At 29.9% G+C, this 25,701-nt stretch carries 22 protein-coding genes and 1 other annotated feature; of the genes, 5 read left to right on the forward strand and 17 right to left on the reverse strand.

Annotation, left to right across the window (positions count from 1 at the left end; genetic code table 11):
* The first annotated feature begins 249 nt into the window (after positions 1–249).
* The gene (gene fdhF / locus EG57_RS0211940; protein ID WP_032077444.1) at positions 250–2,406 is read left to right on the forward strand and encodes a formate dehydrogenase subunit alpha; all 2,157 of its coding nucleotides are present in this window, start codon (positions 250–252) and stop codon (positions 2,404–2,406) included.
* Between the two features lie 312 nt (positions 2,407–2,718).
* Here fdhF and EG57_RS0211945 read toward each other — a convergent pair whose 3' ends face one another.
* On the reverse strand, positions 2,719–3,969 hold the full coding sequence (locus EG57_RS0211945; RefSeq protein ID WP_052037885.1) for a glycosyltransferase family 39 protein: 1,251 nt from the start codon (positions 3,967–3,969) through the stop codon (positions 2,719–2,721).
* Between the two features lie 176 nt (positions 3,970–4,145).
* On the opposite strand from EG57_RS0211945, the gene EG57_RS0211950 reads away from it, so the two are divergent.
* Entirely contained in the window at positions 4,146–4,601 is a 456-nt protein-coding gene (locus tag EG57_RS0211950) for a CBS domain-containing protein (RefSeq protein ID WP_032077445.1), read from the forward strand.
* A gap of 80 nt (positions 4,602–4,681) precedes the next feature.
* On the opposite strand, the gene EG57_RS0211955 is transcribed toward EG57_RS0211950, so the two are convergent.
* The 6 genes from EG57_RS0211955 to pfkB form a co-directional block, all read right to left on the reverse strand.
* The gene (locus tag EG57_RS0211955) at positions 4,682–5,476 is read right to left on the reverse strand and encodes an HAD family hydrolase (protein ID WP_032077446.1); all 795 of its coding nucleotides are present in this window, start codon (positions 5,474–5,476) and stop codon (positions 4,682–4,684) included.
* Positions 5,477–5,721: 245 nt separating this feature from the next.
* The gene (locus tag EG57_RS0211960; RefSeq protein WP_029161687.1) at positions 5,722–5,898 is read right to left on the reverse strand and encodes an aspartyl-phosphate phosphatase Spo0E family protein; all 177 of its coding nucleotides are present in this window, start codon (positions 5,896–5,898) and stop codon (positions 5,722–5,724) included.
* A gap of 240 nt (positions 5,899–6,138) precedes the next feature.
* Positions 6,139–6,687, reverse strand: coding sequence for an NADAR family protein (locus tag EG57_RS0211965; RefSeq protein ID WP_032077447.1), 549 nt, complete (start codon positions 6,685–6,687; stop codon positions 6,139–6,141).
* A gap of 18 nt (positions 6,688–6,705) precedes the next feature.
* Complete coding sequence (locus EG57_RS0211970) at positions 6,706–7,605, reverse strand: NUDIX hydrolase (RefSeq protein ID WP_032077448.1); 900 nt, start codon at positions 7,603–7,605, stop codon at positions 6,706–6,708.
* 234 nt (positions 7,606–7,839) lie between these two features.
* Complete coding sequence (locus tag EG57_RS0211975) at positions 7,840–9,729, reverse strand: PTS fructose transporter subunit IIABC (protein ID WP_032077449.1); 1,890 nt, start codon at positions 9,727–9,729, stop codon at positions 7,840–7,842.
* 194 nt (positions 9,730–9,923) lie between these two features.
* A complete protein-coding gene (gene pfkB, locus EG57_RS0211980; RefSeq protein WP_032077450.1) occupies positions 9,924–10,835 on the reverse strand; it encodes a 1-phosphofructokinase in 912 nt (303 codons plus the stop codon).
* Between the two features lie 315 nt (positions 10,836–11,150).
* Here pfkB and EG57_RS0211985 point away from each other — a divergent pair, with 315 nt between their 5' ends.
* On the forward strand, positions 11,151–11,438 hold the full coding sequence (locus EG57_RS0211985; protein ID WP_032077451.1) for a hypothetical protein: 288 nt from the start codon (positions 11,151–11,153) through the stop codon (positions 11,436–11,438).
* 161 nt (positions 11,439–11,599) lie between these two features.
* Here the strand turns inward: EG57_RS0211985 and EG57_RS0211990 are convergent, their stop codons facing one another.
* Entirely contained in the window at positions 11,600–12,499 is a 900-nt protein-coding gene (locus EG57_RS0211990; RefSeq protein ID WP_032077452.1) for a fumarylacetoacetate hydrolase family protein, read from the reverse strand.
* 490 nt (positions 12,500–12,989) lie between these two features.
* Positions 12,990–13,159: a binding site (T-box leader), on the forward strand.
* A gap of 57 nt (positions 13,160–13,216) precedes the next feature.
* Between EG57_RS0211990 and EG57_RS0211995 the strand changes: the two genes are divergently transcribed.
* Together EG57_RS0211995 and EG57_RS0212000 are read left to right on the forward strand one after the other, a co-directional pair.
* Positions 13,217–13,486 (forward strand): ACT domain-containing protein, encoded by a 270-nt coding sequence (locus tag EG57_RS0211995; RefSeq protein WP_029161678.1) that lies wholly within the window; start codon positions 13,217–13,219, stop codon positions 13,484–13,486.
* Between the two features lie 11 nt (positions 13,487–13,497).
* The gene (locus EG57_RS0212000) at positions 13,498–14,853 is read left to right on the forward strand and encodes a PFL family protein (protein WP_032077453.1); all 1,356 of its coding nucleotides are present in this window, start codon (positions 13,498–13,500) and stop codon (positions 14,851–14,853) included.
* A 192-nt stretch (positions 14,854–15,045) separates the two neighbouring features.
* On the opposite strand, the gene EG57_RS0212005 is transcribed toward EG57_RS0212000, so the two are convergent.
* The 9 genes from EG57_RS0212005 to EG57_RS0212045 all read right to left on the reverse strand — a co-directional run bounded on the left by EG57_RS0212005 (position 15,046) and on the right by EG57_RS0212045 (position 25,662).
* Positions 15,046–15,387: a hypothetical protein gene (locus tag EG57_RS0212005; RefSeq protein WP_032077454.1), complete on the reverse strand. Its 342-nt coding sequence runs from the start codon at positions 15,385–15,387 to the stop codon at positions 15,046–15,048.
* Between the two features lie 276 nt (positions 15,388–15,663).
* Positions 15,664–16,083: a MarR family winged helix-turn-helix transcriptional regulator gene (locus EG57_RS0212010; protein ID WP_032077455.1), complete on the reverse strand. Its 420-nt coding sequence runs from the start codon at positions 16,081–16,083 to the stop codon at positions 15,664–15,666.
* A 637-nt stretch (positions 16,084–16,720) separates the two neighbouring features.
* A complete protein-coding gene (locus EG57_RS0212015) occupies positions 16,721–18,739 on the reverse strand; it encodes a methyl-accepting chemotaxis protein (protein WP_032077456.1) in 2,019 nt (672 codons plus the stop codon).
* A 166-nt stretch (positions 18,740–18,905) separates the two neighbouring features.
* Positions 18,906–20,207 carry an acetyl-CoA hydrolase/transferase family protein gene (locus tag EG57_RS0212020; protein ID WP_032077457.1) on the reverse strand — a complete coding sequence of 434 codons (1,302 nt, stop codon included), beginning with the start codon at positions 20,205–20,207 and terminating at the stop codon, positions 18,906–18,908.
* Between the two features lie 179 nt (positions 20,208–20,386).
* Positions 20,387–21,394: an electron transfer flavoprotein subunit alpha/FixB family protein gene (locus EG57_RS0212025; RefSeq protein ID WP_032077458.1), complete on the reverse strand. Its 1,008-nt coding sequence runs from the start codon at positions 21,392–21,394 to the stop codon at positions 20,387–20,389.
* 17 nt (positions 21,395–21,411) lie between these two features.
* Positions 21,412–22,191, reverse strand: a complete 780-nt coding sequence (locus tag EG57_RS0212030; protein WP_032077459.1) for an electron transfer flavoprotein subunit beta/FixA family protein — start codon at positions 22,189–22,191, stop codon at positions 21,412–21,414.
* Positions 22,192–22,213: 22 nt separating this feature from the next.
* The gene (locus EG57_RS0212035; RefSeq protein ID WP_032077460.1) at positions 22,214–23,353 is read right to left on the reverse strand and encodes an acyl-CoA dehydrogenase; all 1,140 of its coding nucleotides are present in this window, start codon (positions 23,351–23,353) and stop codon (positions 22,214–22,216) included.
* Between the two features lie 251 nt (positions 23,354–23,604).
* Complete coding sequence (locus EG57_RS0212040; protein ID WP_032077814.1) at positions 23,605–24,780, reverse strand: acetyl-CoA C-acetyltransferase; 1,176 nt, start codon at positions 24,778–24,780, stop codon at positions 23,605–23,607.
* Between the two features lie 36 nt (positions 24,781–24,816).
* Complete coding sequence (locus EG57_RS0212045) at positions 24,817–25,662, reverse strand: 3-hydroxybutyryl-CoA dehydrogenase (protein ID WP_032077461.1); 846 nt, start codon at positions 25,660–25,662, stop codon at positions 24,817–24,819.
* Positions 25,663–25,701: the final 39 nt, after the last annotated feature.

A 25,701-nucleotide genomic window follows, 5' to 3' on the forward strand; every position in this document is an offset into this window, starting at 1 on the left:
CTTTATTCATTTTAATCAGCTTAACTTTTTCAATTATACTACAATATTAACATTCAATATTATCCCTTGCAAATGAATGGAATTTATATTACAAACCTTTATATATTCTATTACAAATTCTTATAATGCAAAAACAAATCAATAACAATTTTTTATATTTTTTGAATTGTGTGTCATATGCATGTATATTTAAAGTAGATAAGTATATTTTTTCTTATCTAAAAATATTAAGATGTGGGGTATTAAGGTATGGAAAAAAAAGTTTTGACTGTATGTCCTTACTGTGGTGCAGGCTGTAATTTGTACTTAGTAGTTGAAGAGGGAAAGATTAAAAGAGCAGAGCCTGCAAATGGCAGAACAAATGAAGGAGAGTTATGTTTAAAAGGATACTATGGATGGGATTTTCTAAACGATCCTCAACTTTTAACTGCTCGTATAAGAAAACCAATGCTTAGAAAAAATGGCAAACTAGTAGAAGTTACATGGGATGAAGCCATTAAATTTACAGCAGAAAAATTAACAAAAATAAAAAATAAGTATGGTGCAGATTCTATAATGGGTACTGGATGTTCTAGAGGTCCTGGAAATGAAACAAACTATGTAATGCAAAAATTTATGCGTGCTGTAATAGGTACTAATAATGTGGACAACTGTGCTAGAGTTTGTCATGGACCTTCTGTAGCAGGACTAGCTACAGTTCTTGGTAATGGTGCAATGTCAAACACTATTCCTGAAATTGAAAATGCAGATTTATTACTTATTTTTGGATACAATCCTGCTGAATCTCATCCTATAGTTGCTAGAAGGGTAGTTAAAGCAAAAGAAAAAGGTGCAAAAATTATAGTTGTAGACCCTAGAGTTACAGAGAGTGTAAGAATTTCAGATTTGTGGCTTCAACTAAAGGGTGGAACTAACATGGCTCTTGTAAACGGTTTTGCAAATGTACTTCTTAACGAAAACTTATATAATAAAGAATATGTTTCTAAATATACTGAAGGCTTTGAAGAATACAAGGCTATTGTAAATAAATATACTCCTGAATATGTAGAGAAAATAACAAATGTTTCTGTTGAAAATATTAAACAAGCAATGAGAATGTATTCCAGTGCAAAAAATCCAATGATACTTTATGGTATGGGAGTATGTCAATTTGGTCAAGCTGTAGATGTAGTTAAGGGCTTAGCTGGTTTAGCTTTGTTAACAGGAAATTATGGAAGGCCTAGTGTTGGTATAGGACCTGTAAGAGGTCAAAATAATGTACAAGGTTCTTGCGATATGGGAGCTATTCCTAACTGCTTCCCTGGATATCAAAAGGTTACTGATAAAGCTGCTCGTGAAAAATTTGAAAAAGCCTGGAATGTAAAACTTTCTGATAAAGTTGGATATCACTTAACTGAAGTTCCTAGACTGGTTTTAAAAGAAAATAAACTAAAAGCCTACTATATAATGGGAGAAGATACTGTTCAAAGTGATCCAAATTCAAATGAGGTAAAAGACGCTTTGGATAAATTAGAGCTTGTAATAGTTCAAGATATATTTATGAATAAAACAGTTTTACATGCTGATGTAGTACTTCCTGCCACTTCCTGGGGTGAACATGAAGGTGTATACAGCTGCGCAGATAGAGGTTTCCAAATATTCCATAAGGCCATTGAACCAACTGGTGATGTTAAACCTGATTGGGAAATAATTTCTGAAATATCTACTGCCATGGGATATCCAATGCATTACAATAACACAAAAGAAATATGGGATGAAATGAGAAGTCTTTCTCCAAAATTTGCTGGTGCATCCTATGAAAGAATGGAAAAACTAGGAGGAATAGTATGGCCTTGTCCTTCTGAAGATCACCCTGGAACTCCTGTACTTTATGAAAATAATATATTTAGCACACCAAGTGGAAAAGGCATTTTATTTGCTGCTAAATGGAGACCTACTGAAGAATCTCCTGATAATGAATATCCATTAAGCTTATGTACAGTTAGAGAAATAGGACATTATTCTGTAAGGACAATGACTGGAAACTGTCGTACTCTGAAAATGCTAGAAGATGAACCTGGTAAAATTCAAATGAATCCTGAAGATGCTAAGAAACTCAAAATCAAAGATGGAAATTTAGTAAAGGTTACTTCAAGAAGAGGTTCTGTAATGTCTAGAGCATTAGTTACAGATAGAGTTAGAAGTGGTGATACTTATATGACTTATCAATGGTGGATTGGAGCTTGCAACGAACTTACTTGTGACAATTTAGATCCTATATCAAAAACTCCAGAATACAAATATTGTGCTATTAAAGTAGAACCTTTCCCTAATCAAAAATCAGCTGAAAAGGAACTAGTACAAAAATATGCTGAATTACGCAAAAAAATGGGAGTAACAAAAGATATTTACGAAGTAAATGCTTAAATAATTTATATTTTTTTATTTAATACTATACTCCCTGAAAAATCACCATAAATATTTTATTTTTAAACGATGTAATATGAAAAATCGTTATCTTATTATTAGTATAACGCTTTTTCATATTATTGTAAACAGTTAAAATTAAAATTGCTAAAGCTTTTTAACTTCAGCATAAATATATAAACACAAAAAGCTATAAAACATAGGATTAACCTAATTTTATAGCTTTTTAAATTGAAAATGAAACTCACATTATATAAGGTTTTATACTCTTGATTTTATAAACAGAGCATTGAGGCCGCTATTTATTTTTTCCTATCTAAATTTTTTTATTATAGTTAAATTTGATAAAAAATAAATCATAATAAATATAACTGGAAATGCATAGCGCGGCTGTCCCTCAGTAATAAAATACATACAAGAAAACATATAAAAACAAATCAAATTGTAGACGCTGTATGAATTAACTTTTTCTTTATTAAACATGCTGCAAATTATCTTTTTACTATATATGATCATTACTATAATTGATATTGCAGCTACTAATATTGATATGATACTAGAATAAGCAGTCAAAATATTTTCCATAATTTTACTCATACCAGTTCCATTAAAACTATAAGTTATAGAATATCCAATAAGATATGTTTTATATAATCTTTTAAATCCAAGTTCTACAAACTGTATTGGATGTTCCTTTATCCATTTCTTAGCCGCATCACTTAACATCCTGTTTCTTTGTGTCATATTAGCTTTTATATATTCTTTTTTATTTACAATTGAATCCTCAACCTCACTTGCTGGCATCCATGCGCCATAATGATTTTGAGAATTATTATTTATGTATAGTACAATACCACTATTATTTGATACATATGTAAGCTGTCCTATTAACTTTGTATTTCTATATATCCATGGAGATATGACTAAGATACTAGTAACTAAAATTATTAATGAGTGTTTTACTACCTTTATAAATTTAAATTTTAAAATTATCTCTATTACAAATATAGCAAAGAAAAATATCATAAAAAATGGCTTAATCATTGTATTTAGACCTGTTAAAGCTCCAATAATTATATATTTATGCTTAATATTTTTATGATATATTAAAGTTATTAGAAGCAATATAGTTGTAAACAATATTTCTGTTGCTAATATACTATTATAAAAAATGTTATCAGGAAAAAAAACAAATAATGCATATACTAATCTTCTTTTACTTTCTTTTAACTCTACATTTTTTAAAATATTATATATAAGTATATAATTAAAAAATGTCAAAATTAAATTAAATATCTTTGCAATTACCATACTACTTCCAAATATTTTATATATTCCTCCTAAGACAATGGAATATCCAATAGAAGTATATGTATCGCCCCAGGCACCTCCTGCTGCAATATTCCTTGCAACTTCATCATAATATGCAAAATCTGAAAATGGTTTTGTGTCTACTACAGCAACCCATATAATACAGATTAGAATGCCTAACATTGTTATTAATTTGTAATAACTTTTTCCCAAATATAATTTGTTTTTAATGATTTTATATATACTTCTCATTGTAATGTCTCCTTCATTTCAATTTTCAAGGTGATTTCACATTAATTTTAATTTGGCATCTCAATATGTTAAATTATGTAAATGCATTATTGACATCATTGCTATACGTTATATAATTAAATTATATCAACTTATTAACAAAAGAGTAAAAATTATATATGGTAGGGGGGTAAATTATGCAAGCTCATGAAATAATGATTAATGAAGTGTACACAGCCAATGAAAATGACTTAGTAAGATCCGTTATAAAAAAATTCATTAAATATCGCATAAGCGGTGTTCCTATAATAAATGACAAAAATCAAATTATAGCCTATGTAAGCGATGGTGATATTATGAGATACATAGGAAAGCATGAAAACTTAGTTGTAGATTTTCTATATTATGTTTCTGCTGCAAAAGGTGATGATGATGAATTTGAAGACAGACTTCAAAAAATACTTAACTTAAACATCATGGATATAGCTCAACGAAAGGTTATTAAAGTAACTATAAATGAAGATATCGAAAACGTTGCCTCTATATTAGCTAAAAAGAGTATAAAAAAATTACCAGTAGAACATAATGGACTATTAGTTGGTATCATTAGTCGTGGAGATGTCATAAGGAATTGCTTTAAATCTATACTTTAACGTTATTCAAAAGCTAAATAACCGCACACTATTCAAATTTAAGTGTGCGGTTTATAAACAAATCCTTCTAATAATATTAGTTAAATTGAAGCAGCATACTTGTTAATTACATTATATACTCCATTTTTATTATTATTTTCCGCAATAAAATTAGCATGTTTTTTAACGTCCTCTGGAGCATTTTCCATAGCATAGCTGTAATATGCTGCTTTAAACATACTTAAATCATTATAATAATCTCCAAAAACCATTGTATTATTTTGATCTATATCAAACTTTTCTTGAAGTATTTTTATAGCATTTCCTTTGCTAGTACCCTTATTTATTATATCTATCCATTTATCACCTGATACTACAAACTCAAGATTTTCATTTAAATTGTTTTTTAAATGTTCAACAGTTTCTTGTTTTACACCATTTTTTATATAATAAGTTATTCTGTAGATTGGGCATTTTACCTCTTTAAAGGCTTTTACTATTACCCAAGGTACTTCAACGAATTTAAACTCCTCCAATATAACCTCTGATGGATCTATTATATATGCATCCTCTGCAGCTCCTAAAAATAACTCTTCTCCAAAATCTCTTTTTAAACTTGCTACATGCTCTATATCTTCTGGTGAAATACAGCTAGAATAGAGAGTTTCTCCTTTATTATTGTATTTTACTAGTGCCCCATTATGTGATATAAATATCATGCTTGTCTTTATTCTTTTAAAGTTTCTACTAAGCTGTGAATAAAATCTGCCGCTAGCTGCTGCAAATCTTATGTTTTTTTCCTGAAGATGATTTATTAATCCAAACATTTTTTCATTTATCTTTCCTTCGTCATTTACCAAAGTACCATCCATATCACTTGCTATAAGTTTTATCATTCAATTTCCTCCCACATATAACACTATAATTATTTCACTATATTATAATTAATCTTCAACCACTTTATATGTAATTTTCATACATCCAACTATTTATATTATATATATTATGTATAAAAACTCAACTCTTTTTATTCGAAGAAGAGGTAATAATCCTTTCTTCGATTTTAATTTTTTCATACTAGATAGTATTTTATATATTGTTTTAACTAGCTTGTCTTCCTATTACCTCTTCTGTTTTTTAGCTACTTACTAATGTTTTCTTGCTGGAGAATTTTATAATATTCATCCAAAATTGAATCTAACATTTGGCTTGCAATTATTACTTCTGAGTCCAGCAAATCTGATCTTTCTCTTATCAAGTCATTCATATAACTCCTAGTTTCTTCAATTTTCTTCAATAATTGTTCTACTCTATCCATAATATCGCCTCCTTTCATGACCAATATTATCATTTTTAGTAATATTATGGATAGAAATCTGTAATGTTTTATATTTAAAAATACTACATAATTAGTCATTATATTATGTAAAAATAAAAACTTATAATATAAATTTTTATTTTATGCAAATTTATAATAAAAAAGCTGTGGTTGTTTCCACAGCTTAAAAATACATCTTTATTTTCATTATATTCATATATATTACCAACTATTGCTTGACTATAAAAAAATTTTATCTCTAACTTCCATCAAAGCAAATCCTAAAAGATTTAATCCTTTCCAACATAAAGGATTTTCTATATTATGATCATCCTTAGACATACCTATTCCCCAAATTCTATCATATGGACTTGCTTCTACCAAAACTCTATCTTTTGTTTGAATTAAAAATTCTTTAAGATTTTCGTTTTGAGTAAACTTTGCATAATTGCCTTTAACTATGATAGAATATCGTGATTTTATCCACAATTCTTCATCAAAGTTTTTCACCTTTCTGCCTAAAGTCTTCATCTGTTTAGGATGACTACTCTTCATTATTTCATCTAAAGTTTCATTATCTTTAAAAAGTCTAGCCTTTTCTGCCATCATATATTGTTCCATACAGCAATAACTATTTTCATCAACAACAAAATTTGCCTTCCACCACTGGCTTAAACAAGTTTTTGTAATACTACCATCTTTAGAAGGCTGATGTCCCCAAAAAAATAAATATTTAATTCTTTTTCCTTTTTGAAAGTCCTGTTTTAAATTATCAATTGTATATTTCATTTTTATAATTTTCTCCTTTTACATATTTCTTTTCCATCCTGAATTATATTTAAATAATTTTGAAGGTCTATGCCCAGCATCTTTTGTAAACTGATTTGTTTCAATAACCATGTTTGAAACCTTTCTTCTAAAAGCTGCCGCTAAAAGTTCTTTTCCTTGTATGACTTCATAAACCTGCTGAAGTTCAGTTAGCGTAAATAATTCAGGCATAAGGTTAAAGGCTAAACTTGTATATTCAATTTTATTCCTTAGCCTTCTAATAGCATACTCAATAAACTTACCATGATCAAAAGCAATACCTGTAGATTCCATAATTTCTCTACTTACTTTACCATCTGGATTTTCTATAATTTTTATCTTGGCAGACAATTCTTCATTTTCATTCCAAAGTTTTATTTGTACTATCTGTTCGTAAATATATCCCTTTTCCACTACTTCCTTTTTTTCTTGAAGTAAATTATATCTAACATTAAACCAAGCTGCATCCTCTTCATCACTACCAGCTTTAATACTTAATGAACTGCTGTCCACAAGTGCCATATAAGAAGAACTTATTACTCTAGTCCTAGGATCTCTACTAACTTCTCCCCAAGTATATAACTGCTCCATATAAATATCATCAATATTGGTTTCAGCTCTTAATACACGTAAAGCCGCTTCATCTAAGCTTTCATTAACATCTACAAAACCACCAGGTAGTGCCCACTTACCAATACATGGATGATCTCCTCTCTTTACTAAAAGAATTTTTAAAGATTTTTCTGGAAGCTTTCTGTAATTTTCTTTTTCTTCATTCATCACTGTAAAAATCAACATATCCACAGTAAAAGATGGTTTTTGATATATTCCATCATCATATTGTTCTAAAAATTCTTCTTCAGTTAATCCTTGTTTATTTTTAATATTTATATCTTTCATTATCATCACCCTAAACCTATTTTTATACAAATGATATTATCACATTGATATTATCATATTATACTTTATTTTTTCTTTTGTCAATAATTATATTAGTTAAAAATTAAAATTGCAGCTGTTCCTATAACAAGAATCAGCTGCAATTTTATCAATTTGCTTATATACATCATTTAATTTCTAAACAAAAATTATTGCAATATAAACTTTTTAAAATTAGATATTTATAGACCTTAATTAGCTTAATTTTTCTTCCACTGGTTTTTTGAAAATTCCAAGCAATACTGCTGTTATTGCTGATCCGATCAATATTGCTAAAGCATATAATAAAGGGCTTCCTTTAACTATAGCAATTACGAATATTCCACCGTGTGGAGCTGGCAATCCTATATTGAACATCATACTAAGGGCCCCAGCAACTGCTGAACCTATAATCGCTGCTGGTAATACTCTACCTGGATCTGCTGCTGCAAAAGGTATTGCACCTTCTGTTATAAAACTTAATCCCATTACATAACAAGTTTTACCTGCATCTCTTTCTTGTTTTGTAAATTTATTTTTAAATATAGTAGTTGCAATAGCAATTCCTAGTGGTGGAACCATACCACCTGCCATAATAGCAGCGTGTGGATAAAAATTATTTGCACTTATCATTGCCAATCCAAATGTATATGCTGCTTTATTTATTGGGCCACCCATGTCAACAGCCATCATTCCACCTAAAACTAAACCAAGAATAACTTTATTAGTTGTACCCATAGAACCTAACCATGCTGTAAGTCCTGTATTAATTGCCTTAACAGGGCTTGCTATAACAAGTAGCATTATTGCACCAGTAATAAATATTCCAAATAAAGGATATAAAAGTACTGGTTTTATACCTTCTAAAGACTGTGGAAGTCCAACAAATACTTTTTTAAGTAATACTACTACATAACCACCAAGAAAACCTGCAATTAATCCACCTAGGAATCCAGCACCAGAAGTATTGGCAAGTAACCCACCAACCATTGCTGGAGCAAATCCTGGCCTATCAGCTATACTCATACCTATGAATCCAGCAAGTACAGGTATCATTAGTGAGAATGCCCCTGCACCTCCACCAATATCCATTAACAATTTTGCTATTGGGTTGAATGTTGGATCTTTTGGGTCAAAAGCCTTAATTCCAAACATAAAGGATATAGCAATTAATATACCACCGCCTACAACAAAAGGCAGCATGTTTGAAACACCATTCATAAGATGTTTGTAAAAGCCTGTTCTTTCATTTTTAGAAGAAGAACCCTCACCGCTTCCACTATGATGATATACTTGAGCTTCTCCATTTAATCCTTTATTTATAAGCTCTTCTGGTTTTTTTATTCCCTGTACTACAGGAACTTGAATTACCTTCTTGCCTTCAAATCTAGCCATTTCTACTTGCTTATCTGCAGCAACTATTATAGCATCTGCTCTTTCAATTTCATCTTCTGTTAATCTATTTTTCACACCTGTAGAACCATTGGTTTCTACTTTAATGTCAACACCCATTTCTTTTGCTTTATTCTTTAAAGAATCTGCTGCCATATAAGTATGAGCTATACCTGTCGGACAAGCTGTTACCGCCAATATAAATCCTTTTGATTTTGTATGACTTTCTTCTTTTTTTGGTTCTTGTTCTTTTAAATATTCTTTTTCTTGATTATCAATTAAAGTTAAAATTTCATCTTGCGAACTTGCTTCCATAAGTTTTTTTCTAAAGTCTTCATTCATAAGCAAACTTGATAATCTAGATAAAGTATCTAAATGATCATTATGTGCTCCTTCACTAGCTGCTATCATAAAGAATATATGTGCATCACTTTCGTCCAAAGATTCATAGTCTATACCTTGTTTTGATCTTCCAAAACATAATGCTGGAACTTTAACAGCTGAAGTTTTAGCATGAGGGATTGCTATACCGTCACCTATTCCCGTAGAAAATTGTTCTTCTCTTGCTAATATTGCTTTTTTGTATTCTACTTTATCATTTAACTTTCCTGCTTGATTTAACTTATTTACTAATTCGTCAATTACTTCAGATTTTGTATTAGAATTTAAATCTAAAATTATGGTATCTTTTTTCAATAACTCTGTTATTTTCATATGTTTTCCTCCCTCTTTTTTAAAGGTTTTCATCATTCACTTTTAAAATAATATGCATATTTTTATTTAATTATCAGACTTGTTAAATGTCTAAATGGCATTTAACAAGTTTGCTTAAAGATTAAATATATAATCTAAAATTACAACTAGCCTCTATTTTCTATAAGTAAACATCCTCTGAATTAAAAATCATTTTATATTTTTGTTATAATTATTTTCTTTAGCAAAGTTTCTACTTCTTGCTTTTTGCATAAATCCATAGAAAATGCTGTGGCACTTCCTGATGCTGCTCCATATTTTAAAGCTTCAACTAAATTCAAGTTTTGTGAATAACTTGCTAAGAAACCTGCTATCATTGAATCTCCTGCACCTACCGAATTTTTTACAATACCTTTAGGTGCTGATGCTTGATATACACCTTCTTCACATGAAAGTAATGCTCCCTTTGATGCCATAGATATAATTATGTTTTCTGCTCCCATATCTCTAAGTTTTTGTGCATACTTTATAATTTCTTCTCTAGTTTCAATTTCTACCCCAAATATTTCACCCAATTCATGATTATTTGGTTTTATTAAAAATGGTTTATATTTTAATGTTGAAGTTAAAGCTTCTCCAGTGGTATCCACTACTACTTTAACTTTTTTGCCTAAACATTTTTCTTGAATTAATGAATATACATTAGCTGGTAGTGACTTTTGCACATTACCTGCAAGCACTAAATAATCATCAGAATTTAAAGCTTCTATTTTTTCAAATAACTTATTTAAGTCTTCTTGTTTTATAATAGGTCCAGCTCCGTTTATCTCTGTTTCTTCTTTAGATTTAAGTTTTACATTTATTCTTGTGTCTCCATCAACCTCTATAAAATCAGTATAAACCCCTTCATTTTGTAATGAATTTTTTATAAAGTCCCCTGTGAAACCTCCTATAAAACCTAACGCTTTATTTTTTATACCAAAATTATTTAAAACTCTCGATACATTTATACCTTTTCCGCCAGGATATTTATTTTCACTAATCACTCTATTTACTGCTGCTGGTTTAAAATCATCTACTTTAATGACATAGTCTATAGATGGATTAAAAGTTACTGTACATATCATTTGTTATCCACCACCTTTTTTGATATCTATGTAGACATTATAATATAAAAATTTTTGAAAAACAATCATTTTTGTTCAAAAATAATCATTAATTTTTAAATTTCAGTCATAATCAATCATTAGCGGTAATTTTACATAGATAATAACTTTTTTTAGTTTAACTCATAAACTGATATTATAATCACAATTTTTCAACTCACATTAATAAGACCTATAAAAATTTGTATGAAAGGATATGATTTTATGAATGGTATAAACTTAAATCTTATGCCAATTTTACGTTGAGGTTACCAATGTACTTCACCTGTAGGTGATATGACTGGAAATTTTGTTTCACCTCCACCAACCAGTGCACCACCAAATTTTGTTCCTATGAAATCTAAAGGTATTAATAAAATTGATTTAAGTGGTTTAAACGTTCATGGAAATGTCCTAAAACCTCTTATGTTTAAGCATATATACATGTGGCTTAGGGATGGAAGTGAATTTTGGTGCTGGATTTCTTATATATCTGATCCACACCTTGGTGGTTTCAGGTGGGACGGTTCTCATTGGATTAGTTTTGAAGTTGACTTGAGAAAAATAGATGTTTATTCAACTTAAAATGATTTATCATGTATAAAATTTTTGAAAATCAAAAGACCGTATTAAATTCTCTTAAACACGGCCTTTGATTTTCAATAAAAGATTTGATTATATTTTATAGGTTGATAGTTCTTTTAGCTTTTTATAGTAAGTTTCAATTACATCCTTATGAAAGCATTTTAAATAACTTTCACCTTATTAACTAATTTCCCTATTTTCTCGATGGAGCACTCTACTGTATCACCATTTTTTAATACTTTTATAGGTTCAAATCCCAGTCCTACACCACTTGGAGTACCAGTACATATAATATCTCCTGCCTTTAATGTCATTCCTTTTGATAAATCACTTATAATATACGGAATATCAAATATTAGATTTTTAGTATTTGAATTCTGCCTTAATTCTCCATTAATGCTGCATTTAATATTTAATTCTACAGGAAATGGAATATCCTTTTTATGTACTATATAAGGTCCCATAGGACAAAAAGTATCTAAACTCTTACCCTTAAACCATTGTTTATGCTTTCCCTGCAAATCTCTAGCAGACACATCATTAACTATAGTATATCCAAAAATATGTTCTTCAGCGTCTTCTTTTTTTATATTTATCCCGTCTTTTCCTATTATAACTGCAAGTTCTACTTCATAATCAACCTGTTTTGTTACTTCGTATGAAAATTTTATTTCATCTTCATTTCCTATAGCCGGTGCTGCCATTTTTGTAAAATATATAGGTTCTTCAGGTATTCCAGTGCCAGCAATTCTAGTTATTTTTATTTCTCTTGCATGCTCAACATAATTTTTTCCCAAACACAAGACATTTCTTTTAGGATAAGGTATAGGAGCTTTTATTTTTACATTATCTAAAGACAATAGTTTAAAGTCTTCTTTATTTTTCAGTATATTTTCCACCTTATCCAGCATATCCTCACTATACTGTTCTATTAATTCAACCATATTTTTGGGATTTTCCAATGACATATATGTTGCAATATCTTCTATTGGAACTATCTTATCCCCTCTTACAATTCCTATACTCTCTTTTTCTTTAAAATCATATGTTATAAATTTCATGATAATACCCCCTTATTTCTTTACAAAATAATAAAAATACAATACAACCTTTTCAGAGGACAATAAAAATAAATTTTCGTAGTATAACGGAGAAAACTCCTCCTTCATTGTCCCCTGAAAATATTGATTGGCAATATTTTTAAATTACTAAATTAAATCGTTTATATTATTATAATATTTAAAATAATAATTTTCCACAAAGCATATAGTTTTATTATCAGAAAATAAAAATTAAAATATTTTTATTGACAATATCTCAAATTGTGTTACAATAACTTTAAACAATTTTATAAGTCACTATGATAAAGCATAGTAATATTAACTTTCTTTGAAGAGAGGTTGCATTTGCTGCAAGCAACTAAGAATTTATTATGAAGGGAACTTTGGAGTGATAACTGATAAAGCAGGGCTTATGCCAAAAAGGGTGGAACCGCGGAAATGATTTTCGTCTCTTAAGGTATGGTCTTTTTTTATACAATTGAAAATTTAATAATTTGCTATGATAGAGATTAGTAACAATTATTTTCTTTAAAGAGAGGTTGCATTTTGCTGTAAGCAACTATGAATTTATTGTGAATGGAACTTTGGAGCAATATTTTATTGAAAGATGGACTTATGTCAAGAAGGGTGGAACCGCGGAAAATATTTTTCGTCCCTTTACTTGGACACAAGTCTTTTTTTATATATCAAAATATTAAAATAGGAGTGGTGTTATTTATGAAAGGTATTATTACTGTAGTTGGAAAAGATAAGGTAGGTATTGTAGCAGGTATAAGCAGTGAGCTTTTACATCTAAATATAAATATTTTAGATGTTACTCAAACTATTATGGAAGAGTTTTTTACAATGATAATGTTAGTAGATCTGTCCAAAGCTAATGTGTCTTTTGACAAAACCAAAGAAGCTCTTTTATCAAAAGGAAAAGAATTAGGTGTAGATGTAAAAATTCAAAGAGAAGAAATTTTTAATTCAATGCATACACTTTAGGAGGAATAACAATGAATGTAAACAATGTATTAGAAACTATAAAGATGATAGAAGAAGAAAAATTAGATATTCGTACTATAACTATGGGAATATCACTTCTAGATTGCTGCGATTCTGATGGAGAAAAATCTAGAATTAAAATATATGATAAAGTAACTAAATGTGCTGAAAACTTAGTAAAAGTAGGTAAACAAATAGAAAATGAATTTGGCATTCCTATTGTAAATAAAAGAGTTTCTGTAACTCCTATTTCAATGGTTGCAGGTTGCTCAAGTGATACAGATTATGTTAAATATGCTGAAACACTTGATAAAGCCGCTAATACTTTAGGTATAGATTTTATTGGTGGTTTTTCAGCTTTGGTACATAAGGGCTATACCAAAGGTGATAGAATATTAATTCAATCTATTCCTGAAGCCTTAAGCCGTACAAAGCTTGTATGTTCCTCTGTTAATGTCGGTTCTACTAGATGTGGAATAAACATGGATGCTGTAAGGGAAATGGGGATTATAGTTAAAAAAACTGCAGAACTTACAAAGGATTCATCAGGATTAGGATGTGCTAAATTAGTAGTATTTGCAAATGCTGTTGAGGACAATCCTTTTATGGCTGGTGCTTTCCATGGTGTTGGAGAAGCTGACACTATAATAAACGTTGGTGTAAGCGGACCTGGAGTTGTAAAAAGAGCTTTGGAAAAGGTAAAAGGAGAAAGCTTTGACGTAGTCGCTGAAACTATAAAGAAGACTGCTTTCAAAATCACAAGAATGGGTCAATTAGTAGCAAAGGAGGCTTCTAATAGATTAAATGTTCCTTTTGGAATTGTAGATTTATCCTTAGCACCTACTCCTGCAATTGGTGATAGTGTAGCTCATATACTTGAAGAACTTGGACTTGAAAGTTGTGGAACTCATGGAACCACAGCAGCACTTGCTCTATTAAATGATGCTGTAAAAAAAGGCGGTGTAATGGCATGCAGTCATGTTGGAGGTCTTAGTGGTGCTTTCATACCTGTTAGTGAAGATGCTGGTATGATAGATGCTGTTAACAAGGGCTCCTTAAACATAGAAAAACTAGAAGCAATGACTTGTGTATGTTCTGTTGGACTTGATATGATTGCTATTCCTGGAGACACTTCTTCATCAACAATTTCAGCTATAATTGCAGATGAAGCAGCTATTGGTATGATAAATAATAAAACAACTGCTGTAAGGGTTATTCCTGCTCCTGGAACAAAAATAGGTGATGTAGTTGAATTTGGTGGACTTCTAGGCCATGCTCCTGTTATGGCAGTAAGCAAATTTTCTAGTGAAGCATTTGTAGCTAGAGGTGGTAGAATTCCAGCTCCTATCCACAGTTTTAAAAACTAAAATTTTTATACAAAATAAAGTGATTCTTAAACTCAGATGGATTTTGCCTGCGAGGAATACCTCTTATCTGAGCGAGCTCATAAAATGCTATTTAAGCATTTTACTCATCTGAGTCTTAGAAAAACTTATACAGGCACGTAGTAACGATTATCACCCAGTTTTGTTTATATTTCATTTTTACTTTTAACCATATTAATTATATGAATTTAAAAATAATTGTCTTAATTCATCTGCCGTATCACTTGCTTTATTCCCACATAAAACATTTATTAAAGGAAAAACATCTTCATTTAAATTTTCTTTTTCGCCATTACCATTTAAATAATATTCAAAAACTGAAGGAATAAGCATATTATCAGTATTAATCACATTTAAATTAAAATTAGCATAATCAAAAACTGATTCCTGTTTTGAAATCCTTTGATGAACTCTAAGAGCCATATTAAAAGCTACTACAAATTCTTGATAATTACATTTGCAGTACAATTTATTCAACAAAATTTTGTACTTTTCATGTACTACTTTATTCAACATAAAATTCACCTCCTAAGATATCATATATGTTAATTATAATACTTATTACAAAATCTTGAAAAATCCCCTTAAGTTCCAAATATCATTCCATGAACATCAAATATGAAATTATCTTCAATTCTATATTTTTTTCCCATTTTTGCACACATTTACTTAACAAAGTGCTGTATAACAAAAAAATCATTATCAAGCTTTATTGAAATTCAATAAATTTTGACAATGATTTTTAATTATGTATGAATAACTTTTTTTAAATCATAACTTTTGTTTAATTTATCAATCATGACGGTTTGCAATCAATCTTAAATATTCCTTGAGTTGTGTTTGTTGATCATCCGTAAATATTTCTAGAAAATACTTATTTACTTCTTCTATAATTTTTTCTACTGGTACTTGTAATTCTGAACCCCGTTCAGTTAACATTATTTTTAATGTTCTACGATCATCTTGATTAGCAACCCTCTTTACTAATTCCTTACTTTCCATTCTATCGAGAATTCCTGTAATAGTAGAACTATCTAAACTTAAAATTTCTCCAATTTGCTTAGGTGTTTGACAATCTTCAGTCCAAAGACATTTTAATATTCCGTATTGAACTGGTGTTACATCAAGCTCAACAAGATTTGATTTTACATGTTGAAATACTGTTTGATGCGCTCTTGTCAATAAAAAATTTATACATTCATTTAATTCCATAATTATGCCTCCTTTTTTGATACATTTACTTTTAGTGAATATTGTTATATCTTATTTCAACATTCTATTATAAAATGTAATTATATAAATAAGTTAATTGTTTAGAAAGTACTCTAGTACCTTAACCAATCATTTAAACTTTTAATATAATTTTAAAACACATATCCACTTTGAAAATTTATTTAAATAATGATTTTATACTTCAATACATATAAATAAAAAAAGATATAAAATCCACTTATACTCATGATTTAATCAAATACTGCATGTAATTTTTGACATAAAGCTTTACATAATACTTTTTATACACTTTAAATTAAGTAACAAAGCGTTCTTAAGAACGCTTTGTTTATTATGCTCCTAATAATTATAATCTTTATCTTGTAAAATAGTATTTAAACTTGCTTCTTTATATTTTCCATGATATTCCATTTTGAAAAGTAGTAAATCTAATTAACCTATCAGTCTATTCAATTTCCAAATAGTCTATATTTATATTCTATTCTAAATTCATTACTTTGTAAACATAGTTGAACTTAAATATTATATAATTGGTTTTAATAAAAGTAAATAATTACATAAAAATATATAATTATTTTATATTTCTATTAATGCTTTACATTAGATACATTAACTTCTATGTTTTGATCTTTTCAATTTTTGTTTCCATGTCCTTTGTATTGTCACTAAAACTTTGAGCCATGGAAGCTACTTCTCCATTAGATGCACTCATTTCCTCAGCTGATGCTGCAATTTCTTGTGCTGAAGCTGATATTTCTTCAGAAATAGCAGATACTCCTTCTAATTTTCCTAGTACATCATTTTTTTCTTTATTTATATTTGTAGATGAAACACTAACCGCCTCTATTTTAGGATTCATACCTTCTATAGCACTAATTATTTTATTAAATGAATCCATAGCAACTTGTATTATCGAAACCTGACTTTCTAATTCTTTATTCATTACTACTGTAGAATTAGTCATTGTTTCTACGCGACTGGAAATATTATTAATTAGTGTAGAAATATTTTCAGAAGAAACCTTTGATTGTTCTGCAAGCTTTCTTACTTCTTCTGCTACAACTGAAAAACCACCTCCTGCTTCTCCCGCTCTTGCTGCCTCAATAGCTGCATTTAAAGCTAAAAGATTTGTTTGATCAGCTATATTATTTATAAGCTCAGTTATTTCATTAATTTGTTTTATATCACTATGAAGTTCAACTATTTTTAAATTAAAATCATTAAATGATTTACTTATTTCATTAACGGATGTTATAAGTGGTTTCATTTTCTCATTACTTTCGCTTGCTAAGATATTAACATCTCTTGAGTTTAAGGTAACATCATTAATTGCTTTTACTATACTATCTAACTCATTTCCGAAATCATTTAACATATTTGTAATCTCAATCAAATTTTCTGTTTGATCTCCTGTACCATTTGCTACACTCTGTATGGAAGTTGCAACATTTTCTGATGAAGAAGCCATTTCCTTAGATACTAAAGCTAGCTTATCTGATTGCAAACTTATATTTTCTGAGCTTTTTTTAACAGCTCCTATTACATTTTTAATATTTTCAATCATGATATTAAAATTATTTGATAATTTACCAATTTCATCTTTTCTATTAATTTTGCTTTTAATTGATAAGTCTCCTTTTGATGCCTTGTCCATTAGACTCAATAATTTAATAATTGGCTTAGTAATACCTCTTGAAAAAAATATACCTATAGCTACAGAAATTACTACAAATATAATAAGCATAACTAAAATGAAATCACGCAGTGTTCTTGCTGATTCATTTAAATCATTTAACTCTTGATTGATAACAATTGTCCAGTTAACTCCAGATATAACATTGTATTCTTCAATTTGTTTAATACTATTTGAAGAATATTGAGTTACACTTTTTTCAACTTTATCACCTTTTTTAACCTTCGATGCAATTTCTTTTATTATTTCATTTTCAACAGGTTTAGCAATTTTATCTCTATTTGGATTAGATAACATTACACCATCTGAATCTACCATATATGCGTATCCAGTTTTTCCAAATTTCATTGATGATAAATGTTTTGTAAAATACTCAACATATACTGAATTAGCTACTACTGAAATTACCTTTCCATTTTCATCTACTACAGGTGCTGCAAACACTATTATAGGTTTTCCATTAATTTTTGATATAAGAGTATTGCTTATTGATAATTTTCCTTGCATAGCTTCTCTAAAATATGTTCTTTCTTTTAAATCAAATTTTAATGATTTTGGATCACTATCTGCACATATAATACCACTAGTATCTAATAAAAATAAATGTTCATGATTAGACTCTTTTTCAAATCTTTTTTTCAACAATATGTTAGCAGGATCTGTTGAATATATACTAAAAAAGCTTTCTTCCACATTGTGTTGTCTTACTTTTGATATTTCTATAATTTCTTTAGATTTAGCAAGAAGTTCAACTTCCTTTTTTTGATCATCAATTAAACTATAGATATTATCACTGATAATCATCATACTAGAATCTATTTGTTTTTTACCATTTTCTTGCATCATAGTTGAACTATAAAAATAAGCAATGGCACTGCTTAATGCCAATGGAATACAGACAAGCAAAGAAATAATTAATGGTAATTTTCTTTTAATAGACATTTTTTAACCCCCTGAATAATATAGTTAAAACTATAATAACCCTGAGAAAAAACTTATTATAAAATATATTAAATTTCATCTATTCTTTTGTTTATTATGTAAGCAATATAGATTTTTAATTACTTTTTACTTTAATACAAACTTCAACAGTAAATTATAAATTTCTTCAACATGTGTAATTAAACATATTTTGAAATTCTTCTATTAAACTTTCTCTAAAATCAGGATGAGCTATATTTATCAAAGCCCTTGCTCTTTGTTTTAAAGTTTTCCCTTTAAGTTGAGCAATACCATATTCCGTAACTATATAATCAATATCATTTCTTGATGTTGTAATTACAGAACCTTCATCTAATTTAGAAACAATTTTTGAAACTCTTCCATTTGCAGCTGTAGAAGGAATTGCAATTATTGATATACCATCTTCACACATATTTGCACCTCTAATAAAATCTACTTGTCCTCCTACACCGCTAATTTGCTTTTTACCTATACATTCAGAACATACCTGTCCTAATAAATCAACTTGAACACACGAATTTATAGATACCATTTTGTAATTTTTCATAATCACTGCAGGATCATTTACATAATTAACTGGATAGGTTTCAACCATAGGATTGTTATTCACAAAGTCATAAAGTTTTTTTGTTCCCATAAGAAATGTTACTACAATTTTTCCAGGATGAAGAGTTTTATTTTTATTTGTAATAACACCTGCTTCCACAAGTTCTAAAACTCCATCAGAAATCATTTCCGAATGTATACCTAAATCTTTTTTATCCTTTAAAAATAATAATACTGAATCAGGAATAGCTCCTATTCCCAATTGCAAAGTTGAACCATCTTCAACTAACGATGCACAATGCTGACCTATAGCCTTTTCAACTTCTCCAATTTTAGGTGGCGGTAGTTCAATTATTGGATATGATGTTTCTACAATATAATCAATATCAGCTACATGAATAAAAGAATCTCCCATGGTTCTAGGCATTTTATCATTAACTTCCGCTATAACTATTTTTGCACATTCTGCAGCAGGCTTTGTGTAATCATTAGATACCCCAAAGCTACAATATCCACGTTCATCTGGTTTGCTAACCTGAATCAATGCAACGTCTACAGGTAAACATCCTTTTTTAAATAGTTTAGGTACTTCATGAAAAAAGCACGTAGTAAAATCTGCTCTTCCAGATTCAACTGCTTCTCTAGTACTTCCTGCAATAAATATTGAATTATATCTAAAGTGCTTTTCCATACCAGGTTTTGCATATTCGCCTTTTCCCATAGTAAGCATATTGACTAGTTCCACGTCTCTATAATTTTCTTTATTTTTTACCATGGCATCTACTAACATCATAGGCTCTGAAGCTCCAAGTCCAATAACTACTCTATAGCCTGATTTGATATTAACTACAGCTTCTTCTGCTGTAACTACTTTACTTTTATAAATATCTTTCCAATTCATAAAATACATCCTTTCTAAGCAAAATCAAGCATTATGATAATTAAATAAAGTCAATAATATATAATTACTGTTTCTTATAAAAAAAAACATAATAATATTATAGAATTTTTATTCATAATATTATTATGTTTTTATATCTATAATATTAACATTGAAAAAAGGGAATTTTTTAATGTATATTAATTGTTATTCATTACCTTAATTTGAGCTATAAGTTCAGGAATAATCTTTTTATAGTCTCCTACTAATCCAAGATCAGCTGCCTTCATAATTGCTGCATCTGCATCTCTGTTTATAGCTATAATGTAGTCACTATCTTGCATTCCAGCTAAATGCTGTATTGCTCCTGATATACCACACGCTATATAAAGGTTGGGCCTTACTGTTTTTCCAGTTTGTCCAACTTGATATGCTTTATCCAACCATCCATTTTCTATAGCTGCCCTTGATCCTGCTACTGTTCCATCTAAAACATTTGCAAGCTCTTTTACTATTTCAAAGCCTTCTTTACTTCCTATTCCTCTTCCTCCTGCAACTATTACTTTAGCTTCTCCGATGTCCACAATATCTTTAACTGATTTAACTACTTCTATTACTTTTGTTCTAATATCAGACTCTGCTATATTTCCATCAACTTTTTCAATTTCTCCAGCTCTTGATGCATCTTTTGGCAATTTTTCAAATACTCCAGGCCTTACTGTTGACATTTGTGGTCTATTATCTGCGCATTCTATTGTTGCCATTAAGTTTCCTCCAAATGCTGGTCTTGTCATTTGAAGATGTCTTGTTTCTGAATCTATATCAAGTCCTGTACAATCTGCTGTAAGTCCTGTTGATAATCTTGCAGCTATTCTTGGTCCTAAATCTCTTCCTATAAATGTAGCTCCAACTAGTATAGCTTCTGGTTTTTCCTTGTTTACTAAATCACATATAACTTTAGTGTATCCATCTGTTGTAAAATGTTTTAAAAGCGGACTATCTGCATATATTACTTTATCTGCTCCATAAGCTATTAATTCCTTTGCCATATCATCTATATCGCTTCCAAGTAGAAGTGCTGTTAGTTTTACTCCTAATTTGTCTGCTAATTCTCTACCTTCTCCTAATAATTCCAATGATACTTTTTGTAGCTGTCCATCTCTTTGTTCAGCAAATACCCATACGCCCTTGTAATCTGCTATATTCATTATAAATACCTCCTATATTAGATGTAGTGTTTCTCTTTCAATTTTGAAATTGCATGTGCTGCTGCTTCTTTTGGTTGTAAAATTACTATTTCACCTTGTCCCTTTGGTTCTTTTGTTGATGATTTTTTAACTTTTGTTGGTGAACCAGCTAATCCAAGAAGAGCTTTATCTATATCAATGTCATTTGCACTCCATACTTTCACTTCTTTTTCAAATGTTTCAAAAATATTTGCCATATGCATATATCTAGGACTATTTAACTCTTTTATAGCTGTTAGGAGCACTGGTGTTTTAATACTTATTACTTCATATCCATCTTCCCATGCTCTTTGTACTTTTAAAGAACTTCCATTTACATCTACTTTTTCTACATAAGTTATTTGAGGAATTCCTAAATGTTCAGCTATTTCTGGTCCTACTTGTGCCGTATCTCCATCTATTGCTTGTCTTCCTGCAAACACTATATCATAATCTAATTTCTTTATTGCTGCAGCTAATGCATGTGATGTTGCTAATGTATCTGCTCCACCAAAAGCTCTATCTGACAATAATATTGCTTCATCTGCTCCCATAGCTATCGCTTCCCTTAATGCTGCTTCTGCTTGTGGTGGTCCCATACTTATTACAGTAACCTTTGCACCTGAACTTTCTTTTAATACTAATGCTTCTTCTAAAGCATTTTTATCATCTGGGTTTATTATTGATGGAACACCTTCTCTTATAAGAGTTCCTTTTTTTGGATCTATTTTAACTTCTGTTGTATCTGGAACTTGTTTTAAACAAACTACTATGTTCATATCTGTCAACCTCCCTAACTTTTTATCTAAATACATTCCCTGAAATAACCATCTTTTGAACCTGTGAAGTTCCTTCATAGATTTCTGTTATTTTAGCATCTCTCATCATTCTTTCAAGCGGATAATCCTTTGTATATCCATATCCACCTAACAATTGAACAGCCTTAGTTGTTACTTCCATAGCAGTCTCTGCTGCAAATAATTTAGCTGTAGCTGCATCCACAGAGTATGGAAGTCCACTATCTTTAGTCCAAGCCGCTTTATAAACTAAATATCTAGCAGCTTCTATTTTTGCTTTCATTTCAGCTACTGCCCAAGAAAGTCCTTGGAATTTATATAATTGCTTACCAAATTGTTTTCTTTGTTTCATGTAAGCTACTGCTTCATTAAATGCACCTTCAGCTATACCTAAAGCTTGAGCTGCTATTCCTATTCTCCCTCCATCAAGAGTTCCCATAGCAATACCAAAACCTTTTCCTTCTTTTCCAATCATATTTTCAACTGGAACTTTCATATCCTCAAATATAAGTTCAGCAACTGGCGAACCATTTATTCCCATTTTCTTTTCCACTTTACCTATTGAGAATCCTTCATATCCTTTTTCAATTATGAATCCTGAAATTCCTTTTGTTCCCTTACTTTTATCTGTCATTGCAAATATAACAAATGTATCTGCATGAGTACTATTTGTTATAAATATTTTTTGACCATTTATTACATAATGATCTCCTTCAAGAACAGCTATAGTTTGTTGTCCTGCAGCATCTGTTCCTGCGTTTGGTTCAGTTAAGCCAAATGCTCCTATTTTTTCTCCCTTTGCAAGTGGTGTTAAATACTTTTTCTTTTGTTCTTCAGTACCATGTTTATCTATTAATGAAGCACAAAGTGATGTATGAACCGAAAGTATAATTCCAGTACTTGCGCAAACTTTTGATATTTCTTCAACTGCTAATGCATATGAAAGAACATTTCCACCTGCTCCACCGTATTCCTTAGAAAATGGAATTCCCATTATTCCATACTTAGCCATTTTTTTCACAGTTTCTATTGGATACTCTCCAGTTTCATCAATTTCAGCTGCTAATGGCTTAACTTCATTCTCAGCAAACTCTCTTACCATTTGTCTTACTAATTCTTGTTCTTTTGTCAATGCAAAATTCATTTTTTCATCCTCCTATTAAAAAATTTAATTTTAACCATGAGTAAGTTTTTATGCATCTAAATATCATTAGGTCTCCAGCCTATTTATCATAGTGCAGAGCTCGAATGCTTTAGCTATAATATTAAAGTTAATATCCTTAACTTACTCATGGTTTATTATATTAACTAAAGAATTTTAAGTCTCCAGCCCATTTGATCGGTGCAGAGCTTAAATATTACTTTAGTACTTTGACTAACTAAATTGATTTAAAATTATCTTTCAATTATCAATGAAGTACCCATTCCACCACCTATACAAAGAGTGGCTAAACCTCTTTTGGCATCCCTTTTTTTCATTTCATAAAGCAGTGTAGTTAATATTCTTGCTCCTGAGCATCCTATTGGATGTCCAAGTGCTATTGCTCCACCATTTACATTTACTTTTTCCATATTAAACTTTAAATCTTTTGCCACAGCTAAACATTGAGCTGCAAACGCTTCATTAGCTTCTATTAAATCTAAATCATCTACAGTTAAATTGGCTTTTTCTAATGCTGTCTTTGTAGAATAGAATGGTCCATAACCCATTATTGATGGATCTATTCCCTTTGAGCCATAAGAAACTATTTTTGCCATAGGTTTTATTCCAAGCTCTTTTGCTTTATCTGCACTCATAATAATTAATGCTGTTGCTGCATCATTTAGTCCAGAAGCATTACCTGCTGTGACTGTTCCATCTTTCTTAAATGCTGGCTTTAATTTAGATAATACGTCTATATTTGCTTCAAACTTTGGATATTCATCTGTATCAAAAATAACTTCACCTTTTTTAGTTTTAATTACTACAGGAACTATTTCATCTTTAAATTTTCCTGCCTTTATAGCTTTTTCTGCTTTCTGCTGTGATGCTAGACCAAATTCATCCTGCATTTCTCTAGTTATTCCCCATTTTTCTGCTACATTTTCTGCTGTTATACCCATATGGTAATCATAAAATGCATCCCAAAGTCCATCTTTTATCATGGAATCTACAATTTTGCCATCTCCCATTCTTTGTCCCCATCTTGTACTTTGTAATACATATGGTGCTGCTGACATGTTTTCCATTCCGCCTGCTACTATTACATCTGAATCTCCTGCTTTTATCATTTGAGCAGCTAAGCTTACTGCTCTCAACCCTGACCCACATACTTTATTAATTGTAAATGCAGGTATTTCATTAGGTATTCCTGCTTTTATTGATGCTTGTCTGGCTGGATTTTGTCCTAAACCTGATTGCAATACATTACCCATAATAACTTCATCAATTAACTCTGGTTTCAAATTGGCACGATTCAATGCTTCTTTTATAACTAATGCACCTAAATCAACTGCTGGAACATTTTTTAATGTTCCACCAAATTTACCTATTGCTGTTCTTACAGCACTTACTATAACTACTTCTTTCACCATCACAGCCTCCTCCAAAATTATTTATTTCATATGCTATTTTGTATAATCAAAGAAGCCTTTTCCTGTTTTTCTTCCCAGCATTTTTCCTCTCACCATTTTTCTTAATAGAGGATGTGGTCTGTATTTTGAATCAGCAAACTCTTCATATAAAACTTCCATAATAGCTAAACATATGTCATTTCCTATTAGATCTGCTAATGCTAAAGGTCCTATTGGATGATTTGCTCCAAGCTTCATAGCTTTATCAATATGTTCTGCACTTGCAACATTATCAGCTAAAATTCCTATGGCTTCATTTATCATAGGTATTAATATTCTATTTACTACAAATCCTGGCGCTTCCTCTACTTCTATAGGATCTTTTCCTAATCCTTTCGATAATTCAACTATGATATTCTTTGTTTCATCTGAAGTAGCTATTCCTTTTATGACTTCCACTAATTTCATAACGGGAACTGGATTAAAGAAATGCATTCCTATAACTTTCTCAGGTCTATTAGTAGCACTTGCTACATCAGTTATTGATAAAGAAGAAGTGTTTGTTGCAAGTATTGTTTCCACTTTACATATACCATCTAGTTCTTTAAATATTTTCTTTTTTATTTCCATATTTTCTATGGCTGCTTCAATAACTAAATCAACATCTTTTGCTAAATTTATATCTATAGTAGGAGTTATCTTAGATAAAATCTGATTCTTTTCTTCTGCTGTCATCTTACCTTTTTGGACACTCTTTTCTAAATTTCTAGTTATCGTCAACATACCTCTTTCAACAAAACTTTCTTGAATATCTCTCATAATTACATCATTACCAGCCTGTGCAAAGGTTTGAACAATTCCAGACCCCATAGTGCCAGCACCAAGAACAAATATTTTCATATTTTATCCTCCTAAATTTTATGGTTTAATACTTTATAT

Source organism: Clostridium drakei (genome assembly GCF_000633595.2).
In the GTDB taxonomy this organism is placed as follows: Bacteria; Bacillota; Clostridia; order Clostridiales; family Clostridiaceae; genus Clostridium_AM; species Clostridium_AM drakei.